Source organism: Furfurilactobacillus milii (assembly GCF_009863985.1).
GTDB lineage: Bacteria > Bacillota > Bacilli > Lactobacillales > Lactobacillaceae > Furfurilactobacillus > Furfurilactobacillus milii_A.
In genome coordinates this window covers 62,066-83,396 of sequence record NZ_WEZT01000012.1, presented here as the reverse complement: position 1 = coordinate 83,396, position 21,331 = coordinate 62,066, and the positions used below count along the sequence as shown (strand labels likewise).

Annotated in this window: 19 protein-coding genes and 1 pseudogene; 12 read left to right on the top strand and 8 right to left on the bottom strand. The window is 44.5% G+C overall.

All coding sequences use genetic code 11. The features are described 5' to 3' along the window. The first annotated feature begins 146 nt into the window (after positions 1–146). A complete protein-coding gene (locus tag GB992_RS07030) occupies positions 147–401 on the top strand; it encodes a hypothetical protein (protein ID WP_161001797.1) in 255 nt (84 codons plus the stop codon). Here GB992_RS07030 and hflX read toward each other — a convergent pair. After that, entirely contained in the window at positions 398–1,678 is a 1,281-nt protein-coding gene (hflX, locus tag GB992_RS07025; protein WP_161001796.1) for a GTPase HflX, read from the bottom strand. The genes GB992_RS07030 and hflX overlap by 4 nt on opposite strands. A gap of 448 nt (positions 1,679–2,126) precedes the next feature. On the opposite strand from hflX, the gene GB992_RS07020 reads away from it, so the two are divergent. Continuing rightward, positions 2,127–3,761 (top strand): peptide ABC transporter substrate-binding protein, encoded by a 1,635-nt coding sequence (locus GB992_RS07020; RefSeq protein ID WP_161001795.1) that lies wholly within the window; start codon positions 2,127–2,129, stop codon positions 3,759–3,761. A 68-nt stretch (positions 3,762–3,829) separates the two neighbouring features. Here GB992_RS07020 and GB992_RS07015 read toward each other — a convergent pair whose 3' ends face one another. The 5 genes from GB992_RS07015 to GB992_RS06995 are packed head-to-tail and all read right to left on the bottom strand — an operon-like array spanning position 3,830 to position 9,072. After that, complete coding sequence (locus GB992_RS07015; protein WP_161001794.1) at positions 3,830–4,549, bottom strand: ABC transporter ATP-binding protein; 720 nt, start codon at positions 4,547–4,549, stop codon at positions 3,830–3,832. Continuing rightward, a complete protein-coding gene (locus GB992_RS07010; RefSeq protein WP_161001793.1) occupies positions 4,546–5,364 on the bottom strand; it encodes an ABC transporter permease subunit in 819 nt (272 codons plus the stop codon). The genes GB992_RS07015 and GB992_RS07010 overlap by 4 nt, the downstream gene beginning before the upstream one ends. A 44-nt stretch (positions 5,365–5,408) precedes the next feature. Beyond that, complete coding sequence (locus tag GB992_RS07005) at positions 5,409–6,389, bottom strand: aliphatic sulfonate ABC transporter substrate-binding protein (protein WP_161001792.1); 981 nt, start codon at positions 6,387–6,389, stop codon at positions 5,409–5,411. Positions 6,390–6,392: 3 nt separating this feature from the next. Then, positions 6,393–7,931 carry an AMP-binding protein gene (locus GB992_RS07000; protein ID WP_161001791.1) on the bottom strand — a complete coding sequence of 513 codons (1,539 nt, stop codon included), beginning with the start codon at positions 7,929–7,931 and terminating at the stop codon, positions 6,393–6,395. After that, positions 7,843–9,072 carry an acyltransferase family protein gene (locus GB992_RS06995; protein WP_161001790.1) on the bottom strand — a complete coding sequence of 410 codons (1,230 nt, stop codon included), beginning with the start codon at positions 9,070–9,072 and terminating at the stop codon, positions 7,843–7,845. Before GB992_RS06995 ends, GB992_RS07000 begins: the two co-directional genes overlap by 89 nt. A 229-nt stretch (positions 9,073–9,301) precedes the next feature. On the opposite strand from GB992_RS06995, the gene GB992_RS06990 reads away from it, so the two are divergent. From GB992_RS06990 to GB992_RS06965, 6 genes are all read left to right on the top strand, one after another. Then, entirely contained in the window at positions 9,302–9,997 is a 696-nt protein-coding gene (locus GB992_RS06990) for an alpha/beta hydrolase (RefSeq protein WP_161001789.1), read from the top strand. Between the two features lie 372 nt (positions 9,998–10,369). Further along, positions 10,370–12,010 (top strand): peptide ABC transporter substrate-binding protein, encoded by a 1,641-nt coding sequence (locus GB992_RS06985; RefSeq protein ID WP_161001788.1) that lies wholly within the window; start codon positions 10,370–10,372, stop codon positions 12,008–12,010. A gap of 177 nt (positions 12,011–12,187) precedes the next feature. After that, positions 12,188–13,117 carry an oligopeptide ABC transporter permease gene (opp3b, locus tag GB992_RS06980; RefSeq protein ID WP_161001787.1) on the top strand — a complete coding sequence of 310 codons (930 nt, stop codon included), beginning with the start codon at positions 12,188–12,190 and terminating at the stop codon, positions 13,115–13,117. Beyond that, positions 13,117–14,139: an ABC transporter permease gene (locus GB992_RS06975; RefSeq protein WP_017260957.1), complete on the top strand. Its 1,023-nt coding sequence runs from the start codon at positions 13,117–13,119 to the stop codon at positions 14,137–14,139. The genes opp3b and GB992_RS06975 overlap by 1 nt, the downstream gene beginning before the upstream one ends. Before the next feature lie 12 nt (positions 14,140–14,151). Beyond that, on the top strand, positions 14,152–15,273 hold the full coding sequence (locus GB992_RS06970; RefSeq protein ID WP_042655269.1) for an ABC transporter ATP-binding protein: 1,122 nt from the start codon (positions 14,152–14,154) through the stop codon (positions 15,271–15,273). 15 nt (positions 15,274–15,288) lie between these two features. Continuing rightward, positions 15,289–16,248: an ABC transporter ATP-binding protein gene (locus GB992_RS06965; RefSeq protein WP_161001786.1), complete on the top strand. Its 960-nt coding sequence runs from the start codon at positions 15,289–15,291 to the stop codon at positions 16,246–16,248. Positions 16,249–17,039: 791 nt separating this feature from the next. On the opposite strand, the pseudogene GB992_RS06960 reads toward GB992_RS06965, so the two are convergent. Further along, a pseudogene (locus GB992_RS06960) lies at positions 17,040–17,237 on the bottom strand (helix-turn-helix domain-containing protein); the annotation flags it as partial. 159 nt (positions 17,238–17,396) lie between these two features. Between GB992_RS06960 and GB992_RS06955 the strand changes: the two are divergent. From GB992_RS06955 to GB992_RS06940, 4 genes are all read left to right on the top strand, one after another. Then, on the top strand, positions 17,397–18,392 hold the full coding sequence (locus GB992_RS06955) for an alpha/beta fold hydrolase (RefSeq protein WP_161001785.1): 996 nt from the start codon (positions 17,397–17,399) through the stop codon (positions 18,390–18,392). A 670-nt stretch (positions 18,393–19,062) separates the two neighbouring features. Next, positions 19,063–19,377, top strand: a complete 315-nt coding sequence (locus tag GB992_RS06950; RefSeq protein ID WP_161001784.1) for a hypothetical protein — start codon at positions 19,063–19,065, stop codon at positions 19,375–19,377. Positions 19,378–19,511: 134 nt separating this feature from the next. Further along, complete coding sequence (locus GB992_RS06945) at positions 19,512–19,946, top strand: MarR family winged helix-turn-helix transcriptional regulator (RefSeq protein ID WP_161001783.1); 435 nt, start codon at positions 19,512–19,514, stop codon at positions 19,944–19,946. 38 nt (positions 19,947–19,984) lie between these two features. Beyond that, complete coding sequence (locus GB992_RS06940) at positions 19,985–20,296, top strand: DUF2316 family protein (protein ID WP_161001782.1); 312 nt, start codon at positions 19,985–19,987, stop codon at positions 20,294–20,296. A 151-nt stretch (positions 20,297–20,447) separates the two neighbouring features. Here the strand turns inward: GB992_RS06940 and GB992_RS06935 are convergent, their stop codons facing one another. After that, on the bottom strand, positions 20,448–21,278 hold the full coding sequence (locus GB992_RS06935) for an alpha/beta fold hydrolase (protein WP_161001781.1): 831 nt from the start codon (positions 21,276–21,278) through the stop codon (positions 20,448–20,450). Positions 21,279–21,331 lie beyond the last annotated feature (53 nt).

The window sequence follows — 21,331 nt, the reverse complement described above, 5'->3', positions numbered from 1 at the left end:
CAAAAGCAGTTAAATCAACGTCCTCGCAAAGTGTTAAACTATGAAACCCCATATGAAGTATTTTTTGACAAACCGTTGCACTTAGTTTGACAATTCACCTGACAGGAAAACAACATTACGCCGAAGCAAGCGAAGTACTGAAGATAATGGACAAACTCGTTCACGACAAAGACAGCTCAGATGTGCGGTATGCGGTTCAAAACCTCTTTATGCACGGTTGGCTAGACATCGTCACTGGTGCAAAAGAAAAAGGTAAACAGCAGTGTGAGAATGCACTGTCTGTTTACCGAATTTTGAATGTTAGCGGGGATGACGATCTATTGCGCCCGATTTATGAGCACATTTTGAAATATGATCCGAGCGATTTGAAACACATGATGATTATGATGACACTGGGTTAGTTTACCCGATACTTTTCAAACCGTTGCGCTGATTCATCCGTCAGCTCGACGGTTATTTTAGTACCTTCGGCAACATATTCGGTTTCCAAAATATGTGCCTTTTCATTCAAGAAGTTTAAAATGTTGCCTTGATCAAACGGAATCAACAGGGTAACTGTCTGGTAGTTCTTAAAGACTTGTTCCCGAATCATCGTAATCAATTCGTCCAATGAAGCGTCGTCGCGAGCCGAGTAAACGAGTTGCATACCCTCGCGTGACGGATATTTGGCCTCCGTTTTGTCGGCTTTGTTGAACGCAACAATCATTGGAATATCAGTGACACCAATTGCCTTCAAGGCTTCATTAGTCGTAGCCATCATTTGCTCACTGTTCGGGTCACTATAATCCACGACCTGAATGAGCAAATCGGCGTTAGCAGCTTCAGCCAGCGTAGAACGGAATGCTTCGACTAATCCGTGAGGCAGCTTGCTGACAAAGCCAACGGTGTCTGAAAGTAAGAACTGCTTTTGATCCGGCAGGTTAATCTGTCGAACACTGGTATCAAGCGTTGCAAACAACATGTTCTTTTCAAATACCTGTTTGTCTTCGTTTAAACCATATTTGCGGACAAGACCGTTCATGGTGGTTGATTTACCAGCGTTGGTATAACCGACTAATGCTACAGTTGGGAGTCCATTCTTTTCCCGTTGCGTACGTTGGGTGTCGGCAGCTTTGGTGATGTCTGTTAGCTCGCTCTTCAGATGTTTGATCTGATTGTTGATGGTTCGGCGATCCATTTCTTGTTGTGTTTCACCAGCACCACGGTTAGTGAATCCGCCACCACCGCCGGCACCAGTTTGCTGGTCCAAACGTTGGTTAACGCTGGTATGCAATCGTGGCAGTTGATACTGGAGTTGTGCAATTTGAACCTGTAGCTTAGCTTCCCGTGTCTGAGCACGGTTGGCAAAAATATCCAGAATCAAAGCAGTTCTGTCCAGCACACTCGCTTTAGTAGCCGATTCGATGTTACGAATCTGTGAAGCGGTAAGTTCGTCGTTTGTCACGATGGTATTCACGTTTTCACTGGCCACAATTTCAGCCAGTTCGGTAATTTTTCCCTTACCAAAGTAAGTGCCTGGATGCGGCCGTTCAAGTTTTTGACGAACTTCTTCCTTAACAATCATATTATTGGCGGCAACTAGGTTGGCAAGTTCTTCCATGGAATATTCAAAGTTGCCAGCACCGGTGTTGAGACCGGCAATAATAACTTCTTTTGGTGCAATTGCAGTTTCGTCCAAATGTGTGTCCTCTTTTCTAAGCCGAGACTTGTAATGATTTAATTATACCATTTCGCGCCTTGCGCTGGCCGGTTCGGTGTTTGCGAGAGGCGAAGGGCAATTCGTTTTAGGAATGAATGTTGAAGGCCAGTTAGATTTGAGGAAAATATCTGAAATCAATGGGCCCGTGAGCATGACAAACCTTCAACGGAATTAACAAAATTCAGACCAATTGTTCTATACACGAAATATTTCATGCTAAAACATCTGCTACGAACGGACTAATGCAATACATAAGTAACTTATACCGTTTTTAAAATAATTAAAATAAAATTAGCAAAACACGTTGACTTTAATCTTATTTTAATCTATTATCATCACAACTTTTCAAAACATAAGTTGCCGCGAAAAGTACATAGCTTGGAATGCATCACCATAATAAGGTGAATTCCACAAGGAGTGTGGTTGAATGAAGGTTCGTAAAATTTTAGCAATGGGTGCAACAGCGACGTTATCAGTATTAACGTTGGCTGCGTGTGGTAACAAGGGTGCGTCAGGACATAAGGGCGAGTTGAACTTAATGGAAACAGCCGAAATGCCGACATTGGATCCTTCGATTGCGACGGATGATGTCTCAATGACAGCGTTATCGAACACATTTTCAGGAATTTACCGAATTGGTAAAGACGCTAAGCCACAAAATGAGTTGGCAACGAAAACAACTGAATCTAAAGATGGCCTTCACTGGACATTTGATTTGCGCCATGGAACGAAGTGGTCAAACGGGGATCCAGTTACTGCTCAAGATTTCGTTTATTCCTGGCAACGCACAAACAGTCCAAAGACAGGATCGCAATATGCGTATCTGTTTGAAGGCGTGAAGAACGCGGATGCTGTTCAAAATGGCAAGATGAAGCCCAGTGCATTAGGAATTAAGGCTGACGGCAAGTACAAACTATCCGTTACGTTGTCCAAACCAATTCCATATTTTAAACTGTTACTTGGTTTCCCAAGCTTCTTCCCACAAGACAAAAAGGCCGTTGATAAATATGGCAAGAAGTATGGGCAAACCTCTGCCACCCAGGTTTACAACGGACCATTTAAGGTTCAAGGATACAAAGGAACCAATGCAAAGTGGGACTGGGCCAAAAACAACACATACTGGGATAAAAAGAACGTTAAGTTAAACAAGATCAATTTCCAGGTTGTTAAGGAAAGCAGTACGCAACTAAATATGTACAATTCTAAGAAGGCTGACCTGACTCAGTTGAGCGGAGACCAAGTTGCCCAATATAAGAACAACAAGAATTACATTTATCGTCCTGGCTCATCAGCTGCTTATCTTGAATTGAATGAAGAAAAGGTCCCAGCATTCAAGAACCAAAAGATCCGGGCTGCATTATCATACGCGGTTAGCCGGTCACAATTGACTAATAACATTTTGCAGGACGGTTCCAAACCTGCAACAACGTTTACACCTGCCAAATTGGCCAAGGATCCAAAGACTGGCGAGGACTTTGCCAAAGAAGCCGCAGTTAAGGGCGCTTTGACACAGAACCTGACTAAAGCTAAGCAACTCCTCAAGCAAGGGGAACAAGAAGCCGGGATTTCTGATTTGAAGTTCACGTTGATGGCTGATGACACTGACACTGGTAAGAAGAATGCTGAATTCTTGCAGTCTGAATTCCAGAAGTTACCAGGTGTTAAGGTGACGGTTCAAAACGTGCCTTATAAGACACGGTTAACGCGTTCCGCTGCTCACAACTTCCAGTCTGTTGTAACGCTTTGGGGCGCTGACTACAGTGACCCTTACACATTTGCCCTGTTCACGTCAGATGGGACTTACAACGATGGTTTGTGGAAGAATGCCACTTATGATCAGAACGTTAAAGATTCTGCCGGTAAGAATGCGTTGAACAAGGAAGCACGGTTCAAGAACTTAGTAACCGCTGATCAAACGCTGGTTAAGGATTACGGTGTCTTGCCATTGTACACAGGCTCGTTTTCTGGCTCTGGTCCATTCCTGCAACGTCCATACGTTAAGGGAATTATCTACAATTCAGCTGGCATTAACTGGAATTACAAGTACGCGTACGTGAAATAAAAGTTCGTTGAATTGGATAGGGACAAAAAAAGAAGCGGTCGGTGCCACTTCTTTTTTTGTCTTTTCTATTAGGCAATAACATGGGATAAAATATCATCTGCCACTGCAGCCACGGCTTGACTGTTGTTACGTGGGTAGTTCAATGCATTTTGTTCTTGCCATGCAAGCCGATGATTTTTGATTACAAACACTTTGTTCGCCATCCGGGCTGCCTCTGTAACATCGTGTGTCACTAAAATAACAGTTAGATGTTCTTGTCGCCAGATATCGAGAATCAGATCCTGCATTTTACGACGCGTGAGAGCGTCCAACGCGCCCAGCGGTTCGTCTAACAACAGTAGTTTTGGATGCGACATTAGTGCTCGAGCTAAGGCTACTCGTTGCTTTTGACCACCTGACAGGTCCGTCGGGTAACGCTCTGCAAAGCTGCTGAGATCGACGCGGGCTAAGAGCTCGTTTGCGTGCTCAATCGACTGCGGCGTATGGTTGCCAAAAGTGAGGTTGTCACGAACGGTCATCCATGGTAAAAGACGGTCGTCTTGAAACATGGTTCGGCTATCTGTATTTAGTTCTGTTACTATTCGATCTTGTTGACTGACTTGACCGTTTGTTGGCGATTCAAGACCGGCAATTAAGCGAAGCAGGGTGCTTTTTCCACCACCACTCATTCCAACCATGGCCACAAAATCGCCTGATGCAATGGTTGTTGAAACATCGTTTAGTACAGTTTGATCGCCATATTCTTTGGATACGTGTTCCAGTCGTAATAAAGGATTATTTTGTGTCATGCGACATTTCCTTTCTGCCAAGAAAGTAGCTGGCGTTCCAAGGCTTTAACCATTGTGTCTGATAATTTACCTAGTAATGCATAAATGATGATGCACAGCAGGATGGTTTTCATATCCAAGAAATCTTGAGCATTGGTGGACATATAACCGATGCCAGAACTGGTGGAGACAGTTTCAGCAACGATTAACGTGGTCCACATCACACCAAGTGCGTAACGAATACCGACGAGAATAGTTGGCAAAGCACTTGGGAAAATAATTTGACGAAATTGCTGCCAGCGCGTTAGTCCGTATACGTGCCCCATTTCCAGTAGTTCAGGGTCGACACTGGCAAGACCGTGGAAGGTGTTGATATAAACTGGAAAGAAGACACCAATAGCAACTAGCGTGATTTTTGCCGGTTCACCGATTCCAAACCAGATAATAACGAGCGGAATCAGGGATAAATGGGGGATGTTGCGAACCATTTGAACAGAGGAGTCTAGTGCCAAACGCCAAGTGGTGGATAGACCAGTCAGCAGTGCAAGGACGAAACCGACAATAGCGCCGATCGCAAAGCCAGCAGTGGCTCGAAATAAGCTAACCGCTAGATTACGCGGCAGCTCACCAGATTGAGTTAGTGCGATGCCATCCTGCAAAACAGTTGTGGGTGCAGGCAACACAGAGGCCGATAGAACGCCAGCCTGCGCAGTGATTTGCCAAACGATGAGGAGCATCAGCGGTACCAGCCACGGAATCAATTGGCGGCCAATGTGATGTCTGCGACGGGATGGCAGTGCTGTTTGATGTTTAAGCTGGGTGGTTGATAATTGCATAGAAAGTCTCCTTTCAGAGAAACAAACGGTTGGATGGGGAAAGATTACTGGCTTGTAGTCAACACGGCCTTGCTAACATCAATATCTCCAGAAATGTCGTGTGCTTTTGCAAGCGTATCAGCGATGTCTTGTTGTTCCTTAACGATGGCTTGTGTCATACCCGAAACGCTGTAGCGTCGTCGGTCAACCATCTTTGTAACAACTTTCTTGTCTAACGATAGGGCCGAGGATAAATCCTTAATCAAGATGGTGTGATGGCGGTTTGCCCATTCCATCGAGGTTTCCAATTCACTAAGTAAGGTGCTGGAAGTCTTGGTATGCTTTTTGGCATAAGTACTGGTAGCTAAAATGAAATCGCGATCTGTTGTGTTTACAGAAGAAGCGGATTCAATGAGTTTCGCGTTTTGTGTGACTTGTGCAGAAGCGACATAAGGATCCCACACAACCCACGCGTCAACTTTTCCTTGGCTGAAGGCGGTGCTTGCGGCACCTGGATCCAGATCGACCCACTTAATATCGTTGGCGGACATTCCGGCCTTAGCTAACAGCTTTAACAATAAGTATTGCGAACTAGAACCCTTGGAATAAGCAATCTTTTTGCCTTTTAAATCTTTAATCGTTTTGGCGGAACTCGTTTTGCTGACCAAAAGGCCACTGGAATTGGCTCTAGAAGAAGCCGCACCAACGTACACAAATTTGCTACCACTGGCCTGTGAAGTGATTGGCGGAGTGTTACCAGTACGGCCATAATCGAGCTTGCCACTGTTAAGTGCCGTGAGTAACGCTGCACCTGTTTGGAACTCTTTCCAAACAACGTGATAACCTTTTTGCTTCATCCGTTTGGCAAACCCACCTTGGATGTGAGCAATGTCGAAGATGTCACCTTTTTGATAACCAATGCGGACGGTTTTGGTACTGCTTGATGTCTTGGCGTCAGTCCGTGTGTCCATATACCCCACGCCTGCCACGACTAACCATAGGGCCAAAACGATCCACCATAACCAAGCATGATGTTTTTTCTTCATTTATCAGCCTCCAAGTAATGCTTTAACCTTAGTCCGTTGAATCTTACCAGTAGCACCAGTTGGCAAGTCTCGCCAAAAGATAATTTCTGACGGTACTTTAAAGCGTGACAACTGTTGCTGAACATGCTGTTGAATGTCCTTTGCTAGCACTTCGCCAGCTATAAGATTAGGTTGCAGGACCACAACCGCTACAACCTGTTCACCATAAATGGCATCCGGCTGACCAACAACCGCGACATCCCTAATGTAGCCAAGGCTTAAAATGGCATTTTCAACTTCTAATGGACTAATTTTATCACCTGAACGGTTGATGATTTCACGTTTGCGACCAACTAGAAAGAGGTAGCCATCGGTGTCAACGTAGCCCATATCACCAGTCAAAAACCAACCGTTGATGAATTCTGCCTGATATTGTGGGTCGACGTATTGATGAATAATGTGTGAACCGCGCAAAGTCACCTGACCAATTTGATTGTCTGAAACAGGTTGATGTCGGTCGTCGACAATTTTCATTTCTGAATTAGTGACCTGACCGACCGAACCTTGGCGGGGCGCAGTTAATGGATTAACGGTAATTTGGCTGGCTGCTTCGGTCATACCGTAGCCTTGAATGACTGGAACACTAAATAGGTGTTCAAATAATTGTTCTTGGCTGGGCGGTAGTGGGGCAGAGGCACAACGGATAAAACGCAATTTGTTGAAAATTGTTTCTGGTTGTGGACTTCTTAATAATATTGCGATGATGGCCGGCGCGGCTGACACCCAAGTGATTTGTTCATCATTAATTGTTTGCCAAAACTTGTGCGCGCTGAACTTGTGCGTAATGACGAGTTGACCGCCTGAAATGATGGTGGCCAATAACGAAATGACCTGGGCATTAATATGAAAGAGTGGCAGCATGACCAATGTGCGATCTTCATCGGATAAGTGTTGAGAAAGTGCAACATCCTTGGCAGCAGATAATAATTGTGGCGCCGTTAATGCGACGGCCTTTGGTGCGCCGGTTGTACCAGAAGTGTATAGAAGCGAGGCTAACTGGCCATCAGTACGTTCATTAAAGGTATCTAGCTGATCATTAGCAAGATGTTTTTGGCCGGATAGACGGTAAAACGACACTGTTTTATGAGGCGCTAAAATGCAAGGGTTGTCGGAGAAAAAGGTGCCCGTTTCTGCTTCAATCCTAGGTAGATTACCTGTGTGTTCATTGCCGAAGAATGCAGCAGCATAATGATTTTTCTGAATTGTTTTTGTCAATTCAGATGTCGGCATTGTCGGGTTGGCCGTGTAGGCGATGGCCTTTAAACGGAAGCAGGCAAGCAGGGTAATGACATAATCGACGGAGTTAGGTAACGTGATCAAAATTAAGTCACCTTGTTTTACACCTGATTGGGCCATTAAGACGGTTAGCTGTTCAACCAGTTGGTCGACTTCACCTCTAGTCAACCAGCGTTCATCACCGAGATCTTTGACGAGGTTGTGGTTCGGTTTCTGCTGAAGAAGATTTGAAATTGAATCGTTGAGTGAGAAAATTGAGTTTTTCATGGGCAAAACCTGCCTTTCCGGAATTTGTGTGTCGTCGTGGTCGGCCGATAAGGCGGCCAGTCCACGGTAATTTATAAAGTAAATAACTAATGATAAACGCAGTGCTAAAGATAATTAGATTGTAGATTGGTAACGCGATGAAATAGGTCTTAGTGTTAGGCATCATCGGTAAAATTGATGGCCAGAACCAGAGCGCTAGCGTTTGAGTTAAGTAAATACCAAAACTCAGTTTGGCACCCAAGGCAACAAAGCGAGCGGGCAGGCTGTGAGGATGTCGATGCTGGTAGTTTGCGTAATGTAACCCCAGCAACAGAACAGACAGAATAATCAGCGAACTGTACACGACCATCAGCGGTTGATGCATAAAGCTGGATGCGGAAATGTTAAGTCTGAAAACGTTGTAGTCGAGATAGTAATACAGCCAAATAATGGGGATGAAGACTACTGTGCTGATTAGAATCGGCCGCTCATGCTGTTTGACAAACGCAATTACTGACTTGTAGTGAATACTGAGTAATCCACCAGCTAAAAAGTAAAATTGGTATGTGCCGAGGAAACTACCGTAGCTTCGGAGTAAAAATGGCCAATGACTGGTATCAACGTGTGGTAGCCAATACTTAATGCTGAAGGCTACGGCCAGTTGGACAAGAAAACTGACGGTCAGAACTAGACCGTGATGTTTCTCCGTTCGTTTGAGAAGCCAGACAATGACGGGGAAAACTAAGTACAGTTGAAAAGTAACCAACACATAGTACATAAAGAAGTCACTACCATGAATCACGGTGGTTAACCAAGTTGGTCCGAACGAGGCAGCGGACAAGTTGCCTTGGAAGAGCGTAATCAGTAAATAAACGGTGATCCAAAAGATGTAAGGTATGCCGACACCAACGTAGCGTTTGCGCCAGAAAGACCATAGGCGAATTGGTCGGTGATAGTAATTAAGAAATAGCACCATCCCAGTCATGAACATAAATCCTAGCCGGGTAAAGTGTAAGGATCCGTAAATTTCATTAAGGAACAGTCCACTTCGACCCTGAAATTGATCGTCATATTGTGAAATAGTGTGAACGAGCACGACACCGAAGATAAAAAAGACACGCATGAAATCAACTTCGTGCAAGTACACTCGTGGTTGCTTCACTGGGTCACCCCCGTTTCTATGGTTGGAAATGTTTTTTGGTACCAAACCGGTTTGTGTGAGTTTGAATTTAACAACGAGCTCTTAAAGCAAGCTTAAATTGACAAAAAAGTGAGACACGCGATAATGGGTGAGTGAGTTAAATCGTTGTCACAACAGTCGGGAGGGAACTACCATAAAAAGATTAAGAATTTTATGCGTTGCCTTCTTGGCCTGCTTTAGCCTGCTCTTAATGGCAGCAAAAAAGCCCGCTTCTCAGCGGGCAATTCCAACCTTGATGGTGCATGGCTTTCATGGTGGACCGGAAAGCTTTGATCCATTAATTTATCAGGCAAAACGAACTGCTGGTGCGCAGCGTGTTCTTGTTGCAGAAGTTGGTGGCGGAATGGCGCCCACTTTAATTGGACACTGGCCTATTGGGGTTAAGCGACCCATTATCCAAGTTGTATTTCGTGATAACCATGCTAATTGGACGACCGATGCACAATGGTTAAATGAGCTATTACAAGTGTTAAAAGATCGTTATGGTATCCAACAATACAATGCCGTTGGACATTCACGTGGATGCCTTGCATTGGTCATCGCTAATGAACATCATCCGGCATTGCGACTGAAGAGATTGGCATTAGTGGCAGGGACATACGATAGCGCCTTATTTCGTGAAGATCGTATTCATGAAAACTACTTTTTGCGCACGGGACAGCCGGCAATTGTGCATCCTGAATATCAAGAGATTGTAGCTGGCGCCCACAACTTTCCAAAACATTTACCGATGTTGCTGATTGCCGGTGATTTGGATAATGGTAGCGATTCAGATGGTGTGGTAACCCTAGTTTCAACGACATCATTAAAGTTCGCCTTAAACGAGCGTCATGATCATATTAAACAAATCATCGTCCATGGTCGTGACGCTGAGCACTCGGCATAATTCGATGGAACCAACGCGTTAAATCTGCCGTTATTCGTTTTATTTGGCAGGCCCACTAAGGTCAGCTTAAGTTATCGTGATAAAAATGAGAATATTCTGTATAAATGTATAAAATCAATTAGCGACTAAATAGACTAGACCACTAAAATGATTCGACACATAATTGTAATAATGGTTAACAAACACTAACAAGGTGGGCTTTAAGCCGACCTTTTTTGTTTGCTAAAAAATTCTAAGCAATAAATGGGAAAAGCTGCGTTGACATTCATTGAATTCTCATTTATCATTTGACACATACTTTTCGAATAGATATTTTATTGCGGAAGGTCACAAATTGTTACCGGGGTAACAAAAAACAAAGGAGTTGGCGATATGAAGTTGCGAAGAGTATTAGCACTTGGCGCTGTCGCAGCCATTTCTGCCTTAACATTGGCAGCGTGTGGCAACAAAAGTGGTGCTTCTTCACACAAGGGTGTACTGAATCTTGCAACCAGTGCGGAAATGCCAGGTTTGGATACATCAAAGGTTACGGATAACTCATCTTTAACAGCCTTGTCAAACACACAGGAAGGGATTTACCGAATTGGTAAAGACTCTAAGATTCAAAATGCGTTGGCAACAAAGACGACTGAATCAAAAGATGGTTTACACTGGACCTTTAACTTGCGTAAGAACACAAAGTGGTCAAACGGTGATAAAGTCACTGCCAAAGATTTTGTTTATTCATGGCGGCGCACAAATGATCCAAAGACGGCATCACAATACGCATACTTATTTGACGGTGTGAAGAACGCAGATGCTATCCAAAACAAGAAGGCTGATGTAAAGTCTCTTGGTGTTAAAGCAGTCGGCGACTACAAATTGGAAGTTACACTTGAAAAGCCAATTCCTTACTTCAAGTTATTGCTTGGTTTCCCAATCTTCTTCCCACAAGATCAGAAGGTTGTTGACAAGTACGGTTCTAAGTACGGAATGTCAGCCAACAAGCAAGTTTATAACGGACCTTTCAAGGTTGAAGGCTGGACTGGTACTAACACCAAGTGGAAGTGGGTTAAGAACAACAGTTACTGGGATAAGAGTGCTGTTAAGACGAACACCATCAACTTCCAAGTGGTTAAGGAAGGTAACACTGCACTTAACTTATTCAACTCCGGTAAGATTGATCAAACGCAATTACAGGGTTCACAAGTTGCAAACTACAAAAACAACAAGAACTACGTTTATTATCAAGGTTCAACTTCCGCTTACATGGAATTGAACGAAGAGAAAGTGCCTGCATTTAAGAACCAAAAGATTCGTCAAGCATTGTCCTTAGCACTGGATCGTAAGCAATTGGTTAACAACGTTCTAGAAGATGGTTCAAAAGCCGCTACTGGTTTAATTCCAACGAAGTTGACCAAGAACCCAAAGACGGGTGCTGACTTTGCTAGTGATTCAAAGGTTGCTGATACAACTGATCATGACTTAGCTAAAGCTAAGCAATTGTTGAAGGAAGGGGAGAAGGAAGCCGGTATTTCAAGCTTGAACTTCACCTTACTTGCTGATGATACGTCAAACAGTAAACAAAACTCAGAGTTCTTGCAATCACAATTTGAAAAGTTACCTGGCGTTAAGGTCTCTCTTCAAAATGTGCCATTTAAGAACCGTCTGACGAAATCTTCTAATGGTGATTTTGATGCGGTTATCACACTTTGGGGCGCTGACTACAACGATCCGTACACATACTCATCCTTGTTCACGTCAGATAACTCACAAAATAATGGTAAATGGAAGAACTCAGAATATGACACTCTGATCAAGGATTCAGCTAACAAGGATGCTAATAACAAGCAACAACGTTATGAAGATCTGGTTAATGCTGAAAAGATTCTGACAAAGGATGTTGGGATTGTGCCATTGTACTGGGGCACTGCTTCTGGCTCGGGTCCAATGCTTCAAAAGAGCTATGTCAAGGGGATTATTTACAATTCAGCTGGTGTTAACTTCAACTACAAGAACGTTGAGGTTAAGTAATTAACTGATATTAACGGCTCGAATTTAGAGGGAAACGTGAGGAAAAACCATTTCATTCTGGTTTATCCCCACGTTTTGCTTTAAGATGAACATTAATGATTTTCAGCAAATTCTCATTATTCGATGGAAATCTCGCACTTATTACTTGTCTGGTTTAGATTGTGAGGAAGTAAGTTTATGGCAAAATACCTGCTCAAACGACTGTTTTACCTCATTCTAACGTTATTCCTGATTGCGACCATCACGTTCTTTATGATGAAGCTGTTGCCAGGGACACCGTTAAGTAACGAGTCAAAACTCTCGCATACACAGATTCAAATGATTTACCACACGTATGGGTTGGATAAGCCCGTGTGGCAGCAATACCTAATTTACCTGGCCGGCATGGTTCGTGGTAACTTCGGCTTGTCATTCCAGTTTGATAACCAACCGGTATCATACCTTTTGGCAACCCGGATGCCTGCATCATTCCAGCTTGGGATTCAAGCGATGATCGTTGGGGTGCTTTTAGGTATCATCGTTGGTGGAATTGCGGCAATTCGTCGGAACACTTGGGTCGACGGCACGATGACGGTTATTTCTATCTTAATGATCTCGATTCCAAGTTTCGTGCTTGCCATCTTGTTGCAGTACTACATTGGTTTGAAAGCTGGTGCCTTTCCAGTTGCCGGCTGGGGGAACTTCTCATATACGATTCTCCCGACCATCGCGCTGGCGGGCTCTCCGTTTGCCACGACGGCGCGGTTTATCCGAACCGAAATGGTTGACGTCATGAGCTCTGATTACATTGAATTAGCGAAAGCCAAGGGGCTAACCAGCACTGGCGTGGTTTATCACCATGCTTTGCGGAACTCCTTGATTCCACTGATTACATTGATTGGACCACTGACGGTTAACTTGATGACCGGCTCACTGGTTGTTGAAAACATCTTCGCCGTGCCTGGGATTGGGGAACAATTCGTTAAGTCGATTACGACTAATGACTACCCAACCATCATGGGGATTACGATGATGTACTCAGTATTACTAGTGGTTGTCTTATTGATTACCGATATCGTTTACGGAATCGTTGACCCACGGATCCGTCTGCAAGGAGGTCGAAGCTAATGGCTGAAAACGCGAATGTTTCAAACGATGCCTTCGAACCACTTGGTAAAGAAGAACATCTTGATAATGAAAAGATTGCTGCGCCTTCGCTGACCTTCACACAGGATGCATGGCGTCGATTAAAGAAAAATAAAATTGCGTTCATCTCAATGTGGATTTTATTGGCGATTCTGGTGCTTTCACTGGCTGGTCCGCTGATTTCACCACACCAGCCGAACAACGCACAACCTGCCTATACGAACTTGCCACCAAAAATTCCAGGCGTCCACATTCCTGGACTGGATGGAACAAAGGCTGTAGACGGTGGTCGTGTTGATGCTTACCAACAGCAACACGTTCCGTCAGGTAAGTACTGGATTTTAGGGACTGACTATTTAGGCCGTGACCTCTTATCACGGATTATTGCAGGTACCCGGGTGTCACTAGCCGTTGCCTTGATTGCAACGCTGCTAGATTTGACCGTCGGGGTCGGGTATGGCCTGATCTCGGGATGGCGTGGAGGCAGAACGGATATGATCATGCAACGGATCATTGAAATTTTGTCCTCCGTGCCTAACTTGGTTTACATGATTTTACTGTTAGTTGTGATGCGTGGTTCGCTTCTGTCTATTTCATTAGCGATTGCCATCTCCAGTTGGACGACGATGGCCCGTTTAATTCGTGCCGAGGCGCTGACGCTAAAGAGCCAAGAATATATCTTGGCCGCACGGACGTTGGGTGAAAGCTCATGGAAGATCGCGTGGAAACACTTGATTCCAAACATGAGCTCAGTGATCATCATTCAAACGATGTTTACGATTCCGAGTGCCATCTTCTTCGAGGCCTTCCTATCATATATCGGGATCGGGATTCAGCCACCAACTGCTTCACTGGGGACATTGATCTCAGATGGACAAAAGAACTTCCAGTTCTTGCCATTCCAGATGTGGTACCCAGCCGTTGTCTTAATGGTTATCATGATTTGTTTCAACCTGTTTGCCGATGGCTTGCGGGATGCCTTTGACCCACGTTCAAGAGAGTAGGTGACGTTAATCGTGGAAAATAATGACACAGAAAACTTAATTGAAGTCAAAAACCTGAAGATTAACTTTGATACCTATGCGGGCAAGGTTAAGGCGATTCGCGACGTTTCATTCCATTTGAAAAAGGGTGAAACGTTGGCCATCGTTGGTGAATCAGGTTCTGGTAAGTCTGTTACCACGCGTTCGTTAATGGGACTTAATGCTGACAACGCCGAAATTGCTGGCGGTCAGATTATGTTTCACGGCGAAGACGTGTTGAAGAAGTCCGAAAAAGAAATGCAACAGATTCGTGGTAAAGATATCGCGATGATCTTCCAGGACCCAATGACTTCGTTGGACCCAACGATGAAGATTGGCCGTCAGATTGCTGAACCGCTGATTATTCATAACCATGTTTCAAAAAAGCAGGCGATGGCCCAAGCTTTGGAAATGTTAAAGTTGGTCGGCATTACGGATGCTGAACACCGCATCAATGACTATCCGCACCAATTTTCAGGTGGGATGCGTCAACGGATCGTGATTGCGATTGCGTTGATTTGTTACCCAGAGGTGTTGATTGCCGATGAACCAACCACCGCGTTGGATGTGACCATTCAAGCTCAAATTCTGAAGTTAATGAAAGAATTACAAGAAAAAATCGAAACTTCAATTATCTTTATCACGCATGACCTTGGTGTGGTTGCCGGTATGGCTGACCGAATTGCCGTTATGTATGCTGGTAAGATTGTTGAATACGGAACTGTGGATGAAATCTTCTACAATCCACAACATCCATATACGTGGGGGTTATTGAACTCCATGCCAACCTTGGATACTCAAAGCGGTGAATTGTCTGCTATTCCAGGGACACCGCCAGACTTGTTGGATCCACCAAAGGGTGATGCGTTTGCGGCCCGTAACCCGTACGCATTGAAGATCGATGCTGAGCAGGAACCACCGTTCTTTAAGGTTTCAGACACTCACTATGCAGCGACGTGGTTATTAGATCCCCGTGCTGAAAAAGTGACACCACCTGAGGCAATTGCCAAACGGCAGGCGCAATGGGCCAAGATGCACACGGATGATGGCGAACTGGTTCGCCCAGCTACACCGTTGAACACGGCTGATAACTTAGACGACTCAGATCGCGAATAGAGAAAGGAGACGCACATGGATTACACAGATCGTAAAAAGATTCTGGAAGTTAAAAACTTGAAACAGTATTTCAATGTTGGCAAAAACGACGAAGTTCGCGCTGTCGACGACGTCTCCTTCGACATTTACGAAGGCGAGACGTTTGGCTTAGTTGGTGAGTCTGGTTCTGGTAAAACGACAACAGGGCGCGCAATCATTCATTTATACGAACCAACTGCTGGTGAAGTCTTATTCAACGGTAAGGATGTTGCAAAAATCAAAGGTCGTAAAGATCAGTTGGAATTTCGTAAAGAAATGCAGATGATCTTCCAGGATCCTTATGCTTCTCTAAATCCCCGGATGAAGGTTAAAGATATTGTTGCTGAAGGCATCGACATCCATCACTTAGCGAAAAATGATCAAGAACGAACAGACATGGTTGAAAATTTACTGGAAACAGTTGGGTTGAACAAAGACCATTCGAGCCGGTATCCGCATGAATTTTCAGGTGGTCAGCGTCAACGAATCGGGATTGCCCGTGCGTTAGCTGTTGATCCGAAGTTCATCATTGCCGATGAACCCATCTCAGCATTGGACGTGTCGATTCAGGCGCAAGTTGTTAACTTGATGAAGGAATTGCAAATCAAGAACAATTTAACGTACTTGTTCATTGCCCACGACTTATCAATGGTGAAGTATATTTCTGACCGGATTGGTGTTATGCACTATGGTCGGATGTTGGAAATTGGACCTGCTGACGAAGTTTATACAAAACCGTTGCATGACTATACAACGAGTTTGTTATCAGCGGTGCCAGTTCCTGATCCTGAAGTTGAGCGAGCACGGAAGCAGATTCCGTACGAGCCAACGATGGAAGGCGACGATAAACCACGGACAATGGTTGAAATCGCACCACACCACTTTGTTCGTGCAGCTGAAGATGAGGTTGCGATGTATCAAGAACGAGCCGAAAAGGCTGGTCTTGATGTGCTCTGAGACGTCAATCTAAAAAGTGTCATTACCTTGGTTTCACAGCCTAGGTAATGACACTTTTTTGTTTAGCAAACGTGGTCTGGTCGCAGGTGTTGACTTTTGCCTGCGGTTGTCAAAATTGAATACTGCCGTGGGACCGGTTCGTGCCTTCTGAAACCCGAAGTCTTTCACCTCGCCGTTAAGCCTCGTGAAAATCCGAGTCTGTACGCCCGTCCTGTGTAATAAATCCGGCACAAACCGCCAGATCAACGACACCTTCGCGGCTTACATTCAATTTTGACGTCCTCCGCTATGTTGGAACACTGGCGACACTTATTATGTTCAAACGGTTTTACCACGATTGTGCTATCGCAGCTGGGTGAAGACAGGGTCCAGTGAAGGTAAGACCGTGGTTCCCAGAGGACTGAAACGGTCACCACAGAACGTCGTCTTGATCTAGCGAAACGAAAGTAGCAGTTGAGTACAAAACAAAGCGTCCACTCTGCTAGCCATAACAGGTGGACGTTTCAACGAAGTATTTGATTCAGGAGTTGTACTGTTTGAGTACTATTAGGGGTGATAGACAACTTGTTGTTGTCTATGCTTAATAGAATAACGGTGGGACCTTAACGCTACCTCAAAATTTAGTAACAAATTTATTAATGACTAAATTAAAATGGATATGACGTTTTGAGGGTAAAATCTGTCTTTTCGTTGTGGCAAATTACAAGTTTAATCCGAACAAGCCCGGAATCTTTCAATGGCAGTCTGTTGATGATGTATTTTTAATGGTCGTTGATTAATTAGTTCAAGTGCCCGCAATTCCGCCTTTTGCGATCTGCATCTTGCTGAGCTAATTCTGGATCATAAGGTTTAACCCGGTCCAACTCATAGCTAATCGTAGCTTTGGCGACGCCTAAGGCGTCAGCCATTACTTGGTAAGATTTATTCCCCTCATTGACCAGTTGTGCTAGTGCGCCACGTTGAAAACGTGATAAAGTAGATGTACCCAAAGTAATCACTCCCTATATTGGTTGGAATTAGCTACTACCATTGTAAGTGATTGCTTTGGGCTTTTTAATTTCTGTTCGGATTAATTATAGAATTTGCCTTGTAAGATTATAAAAGAGTGATGCCACTTTTTGGCAATGACACGATGGAGGTTACACGTGATGAAAATGAAACATATTCTAGCAACGGCAGGCTTAGTGGGTGCTGCAGCTGTAACTGTGCAGGCTAAGTATGTTGAAAAACGGAGCGTTAGTAGCAAGGTGTTGGAAAATCTCTTGCGATTACAGCCTAAACGAATGTTCAGTCCATACAAACATATGGAAAACCTCGTAACCTACGACTATTATTTGCACAAAAATGAACAGCCATGGTCGATGGACGCGCGATTGTCACGTCAATATGACGTTCAGGTTCCAACCAGTTACGATAATACCTATGAGTTACACGGCAAATATGGCGATCAACGGTACACGGTAATTTACCTGCATGGTGGTTGTTTCTGGAATCAGCCGCTGGGGATGCAGGTCCGTTTGGCACGCAAGCTGGCGGACACGATTTCTGCAACGGTGTTAATGCCGATTTATCCGCTAGCACCGGCGCATGATTTTAAAGACGTGTTGGACATGTTGGAAAAGGTTTACCGTCAAGTGCTTGAGACGACGGCGCCCGATAAAATCATTTTACTCGGGAATTCTGCTGGCGGTGGTCTCGCGCTAACGTTGGCCGAATATTTAAAGACGGTTGATTTGCCACAGCCGAAGGATATCATCGCCTTATCGCCGGTGCTAGATGTCGGGTTAACAAACGAAGAAATCGGTCACTATGAGGCAGCGGATCCAATCTTGGATCGCTATTCACTACAAGTGATGATGGGGCACTATTACGCCAGAAATACGGATACTACTGATTGGCGTGTTAGTCCTTTGTACGGTGACATCAGTAATCTTGGCCACATTGCATTATTCGTTGGGACTCGAGAAATTCTGTATCCAGATGCTGTTAAGTTCCGTGACAAGGCGAAGGCAGCTGGCATTCATTTGAATTTCTTTGAGTATCCCTATATGGTTCACGATTTCTTCGGGCTGCCAATTCCTGAAACTGAGCAGGCCTTTGACCAGATTATTCGCATAATCGAAAAGCCTGTTGAAGTTGGATAAACTGGTTTGGGTTCGCTTAGATTTTGTTCAAATAGATAGGTGTGATTCCGCTTGCGGTTGTCAACAGTGACACACTCGTCGTGGGACCGGTTCAAGCCGGAAGGTGCACCGTCTTTCACTTTGCCGCAAAGCCTCGTGGAAACATCGAGTCTCCGCGATCGGCCGTAACCTAAATTCGGATAAACCACCGAATTAACGTTACTTTCACGACTCGGTATCACTGTTGTCGCCCTCCAGCTAATATTAGGAGTGGTTGGCAACAGTGCATTTAATTTGGTGAATTTCAAAGAGACCTGATTGCCGTCGCTACCGGAGAATTTTACATTAGAGAGTGGAGTGGAATTGAAACAGAGTTCCGCGTCGGCAACACTTGGCGGCGGGAACTTAGCCGCTTAGTGTTGCAGGACGAATTATGAGATGTGGTTTTCAGCTCATAATCGAGGGTGAAAACCGTGGCTCGTGCGGGTTGAACCCAGTCCCATGGAACGGCGTTTCAATTACGCGTAACGGTAGTGAGGCTCTGAAAAGCAGGCATTCAACTTTCATGATAGTTGGTGGACAATTGAGCTTGAATTCATGACTTATTTTTAATAAGTTAACCCGTTGACATCAGCGCAAGTTAGCTTTATGATGTTTGTCACATTCTAGTTGATAAGTGAGGTGCAAACAGATGAATGATGTAATTTCTTACTTGGCGCAACACATTGATAATGATGAGTTGCTGGGCAAAATGGTACGTGACCTTGTGACGTTTGAACCATCTCGTCGCGATGGTGATGTTAAGCAATTAACATCGAGCATTAATAATGTTGCACGTCGCTTTGTGCAAGGGAGCGAAGAAGCTCCTACAGAAGACTTAACGCATGTCCACCGCGATCCTAAGCTGGCAGCGTTAGAATCCGCTTTGTCACAGGCAGGCCAACGTAAAGCCGTTGGTGGGCAGCCGTTGCTCAGTGCACCACGCTATACAACTGACCAGAGTTAATCGAAAATGTTAATTTATTGAGAACCGAAAGCCATCAGTGCTTTCGGTTTTTTTAGATCTAATAGTTTTGGATAAAACAGTTGCAATTACAACTTAACGTGATAAGATATTCTTGTTCGACAAGAGGTGAGAATATGAAGCTAGACGAACACGAAACATTGGCAGGCATGATACACAGATTGGCCGCATGGCAAACGGCAACGATGAATCGCCAGTTACGTACGCTGGGACTCAATACCGATCAGGCGAACGTGATTCGATATGTTGGTGCTCACCCAGGCGTTAATCAGCAAACGGTTGCTAGATTATTAAGCCGCAATGTAGCGAGTTTGACTAACCTGTTGAAAAGTTTGGAAACGAAGAAATTAATTGAGCGTCGCTATGAAGATGGAGACGTGAGAACAAAACATTTGTTATTAACCGCTAACGGGCAGCAAATTAACGAGCGTGTTCAACAGTGCTTTGATAAGTTGGATGAGCAGGTGAACCAAGTGTTGCCTGCAGAGGTGCAAGCGGCAACCAGTGAGGCGATCGAGACACTGGTTAAACAATTGGTTGATCATGCATGAGCGGTTTGCAAACAGCGTTGTTTTAGGAGACTTTGAAAATGACATTAAATCCACAAGAAAAAATTAATACAGAGCAAGAATTACAAAAGAACTTTCAGTTGGCAGGGCTCACTGTTGCACAGGCGACAGAGGAACTGAACATTAGTACGACAAAGTTGAGTCATATTATGCATTTGACGCAGCGGTCTTTCGAAGATGCTTGGATTATGCGTAATTATCTGATTGCTAAGGTAAAAGCCGCGGGCAAACAACCGGTGGCATTTGCTTCATTGCGAGGCGACTGGCATGACTATTGGTTTTTGAATGCGCAGATTATTGACTCAGGCGTTATGTCGGCGGGTAACAAGTAGGTTAGCACATTAATGCCGCAATTCGTGGCGCTTATGCAGAGTTCTATTGAACCTGCAAGTCAAACGGAAATATCCATGATGTTTAATATGAAATGGGCTCCTAGCAGTGGATTTACTAACTGTTAGGAGCCCATTTCGTTACATAGTCAGATTATTCAGCATGAGGCGTGAAAGCGTCGTTGTTAATTGAGGTCAAAAAGTGTCGCCAGTAGTCTTTAAAAAGTTTTGGTTGGTCTTGTGACAGATTGTGGCCGGCACGGTCCACAATACCCAGGGTCAGTCGGCTAAAGTTGTTAAGCAGTGGCAATTGATCCTGAAAGCCGACAATGTCGTCCTGACGACCCAGTAAAAGGGTGACGGGTTGCTTGAACGGCGTTTGCATTAAGCTGGATTCAAACGAAAATTGGTAGTGCTTGCGTAATAAATGAATGAAGTCGCGGTTGGCTTGCTGTAATCCAGGCAAAATTTGCAATTGATAAGCACTCCAAGCGTCGGCGTTTAGGTTAACGTTCATATCCTTAAATGCAGCGAATGCATCTTGATTATATTTCACTGGGAAGTCCGTTTGAACGGCAACGTAATGATGAGCCACATGGCGATCTGGTGCATCCGCAATGGTCACAGGGCAAGTGAGAAAGGCGCCGAGGATGCGAGTGGGCCAGTCATGGATCAATCCCAAGGCAAGATATCCGCCGTAAGAGTGACCAACAACATAAAACGGTTGATCACCGATGATTTGATTAACGAAAGTTTCTAATAATGCCAATATGGCGTCACTGCTACCGACACCTATGTTGGCAGAGGATTCGCCCATGCCAGGCAGTTCGACGTATATTTGTTGGATGTTAGCCGCTGCCAGCACAGGCATGAGCGGAATCTGCATACTATCAATATTTTGCGCCAGTCCGTGAATGATCAGCATCGGGGTGCCGGAACCATTCACTTCATAATGAATCGTGGTGTCGTTAATGACCGTTTTCATGGAGAACTCCTAATTTATTGACTTATTTCATTAATAACACAATCATTCGAATC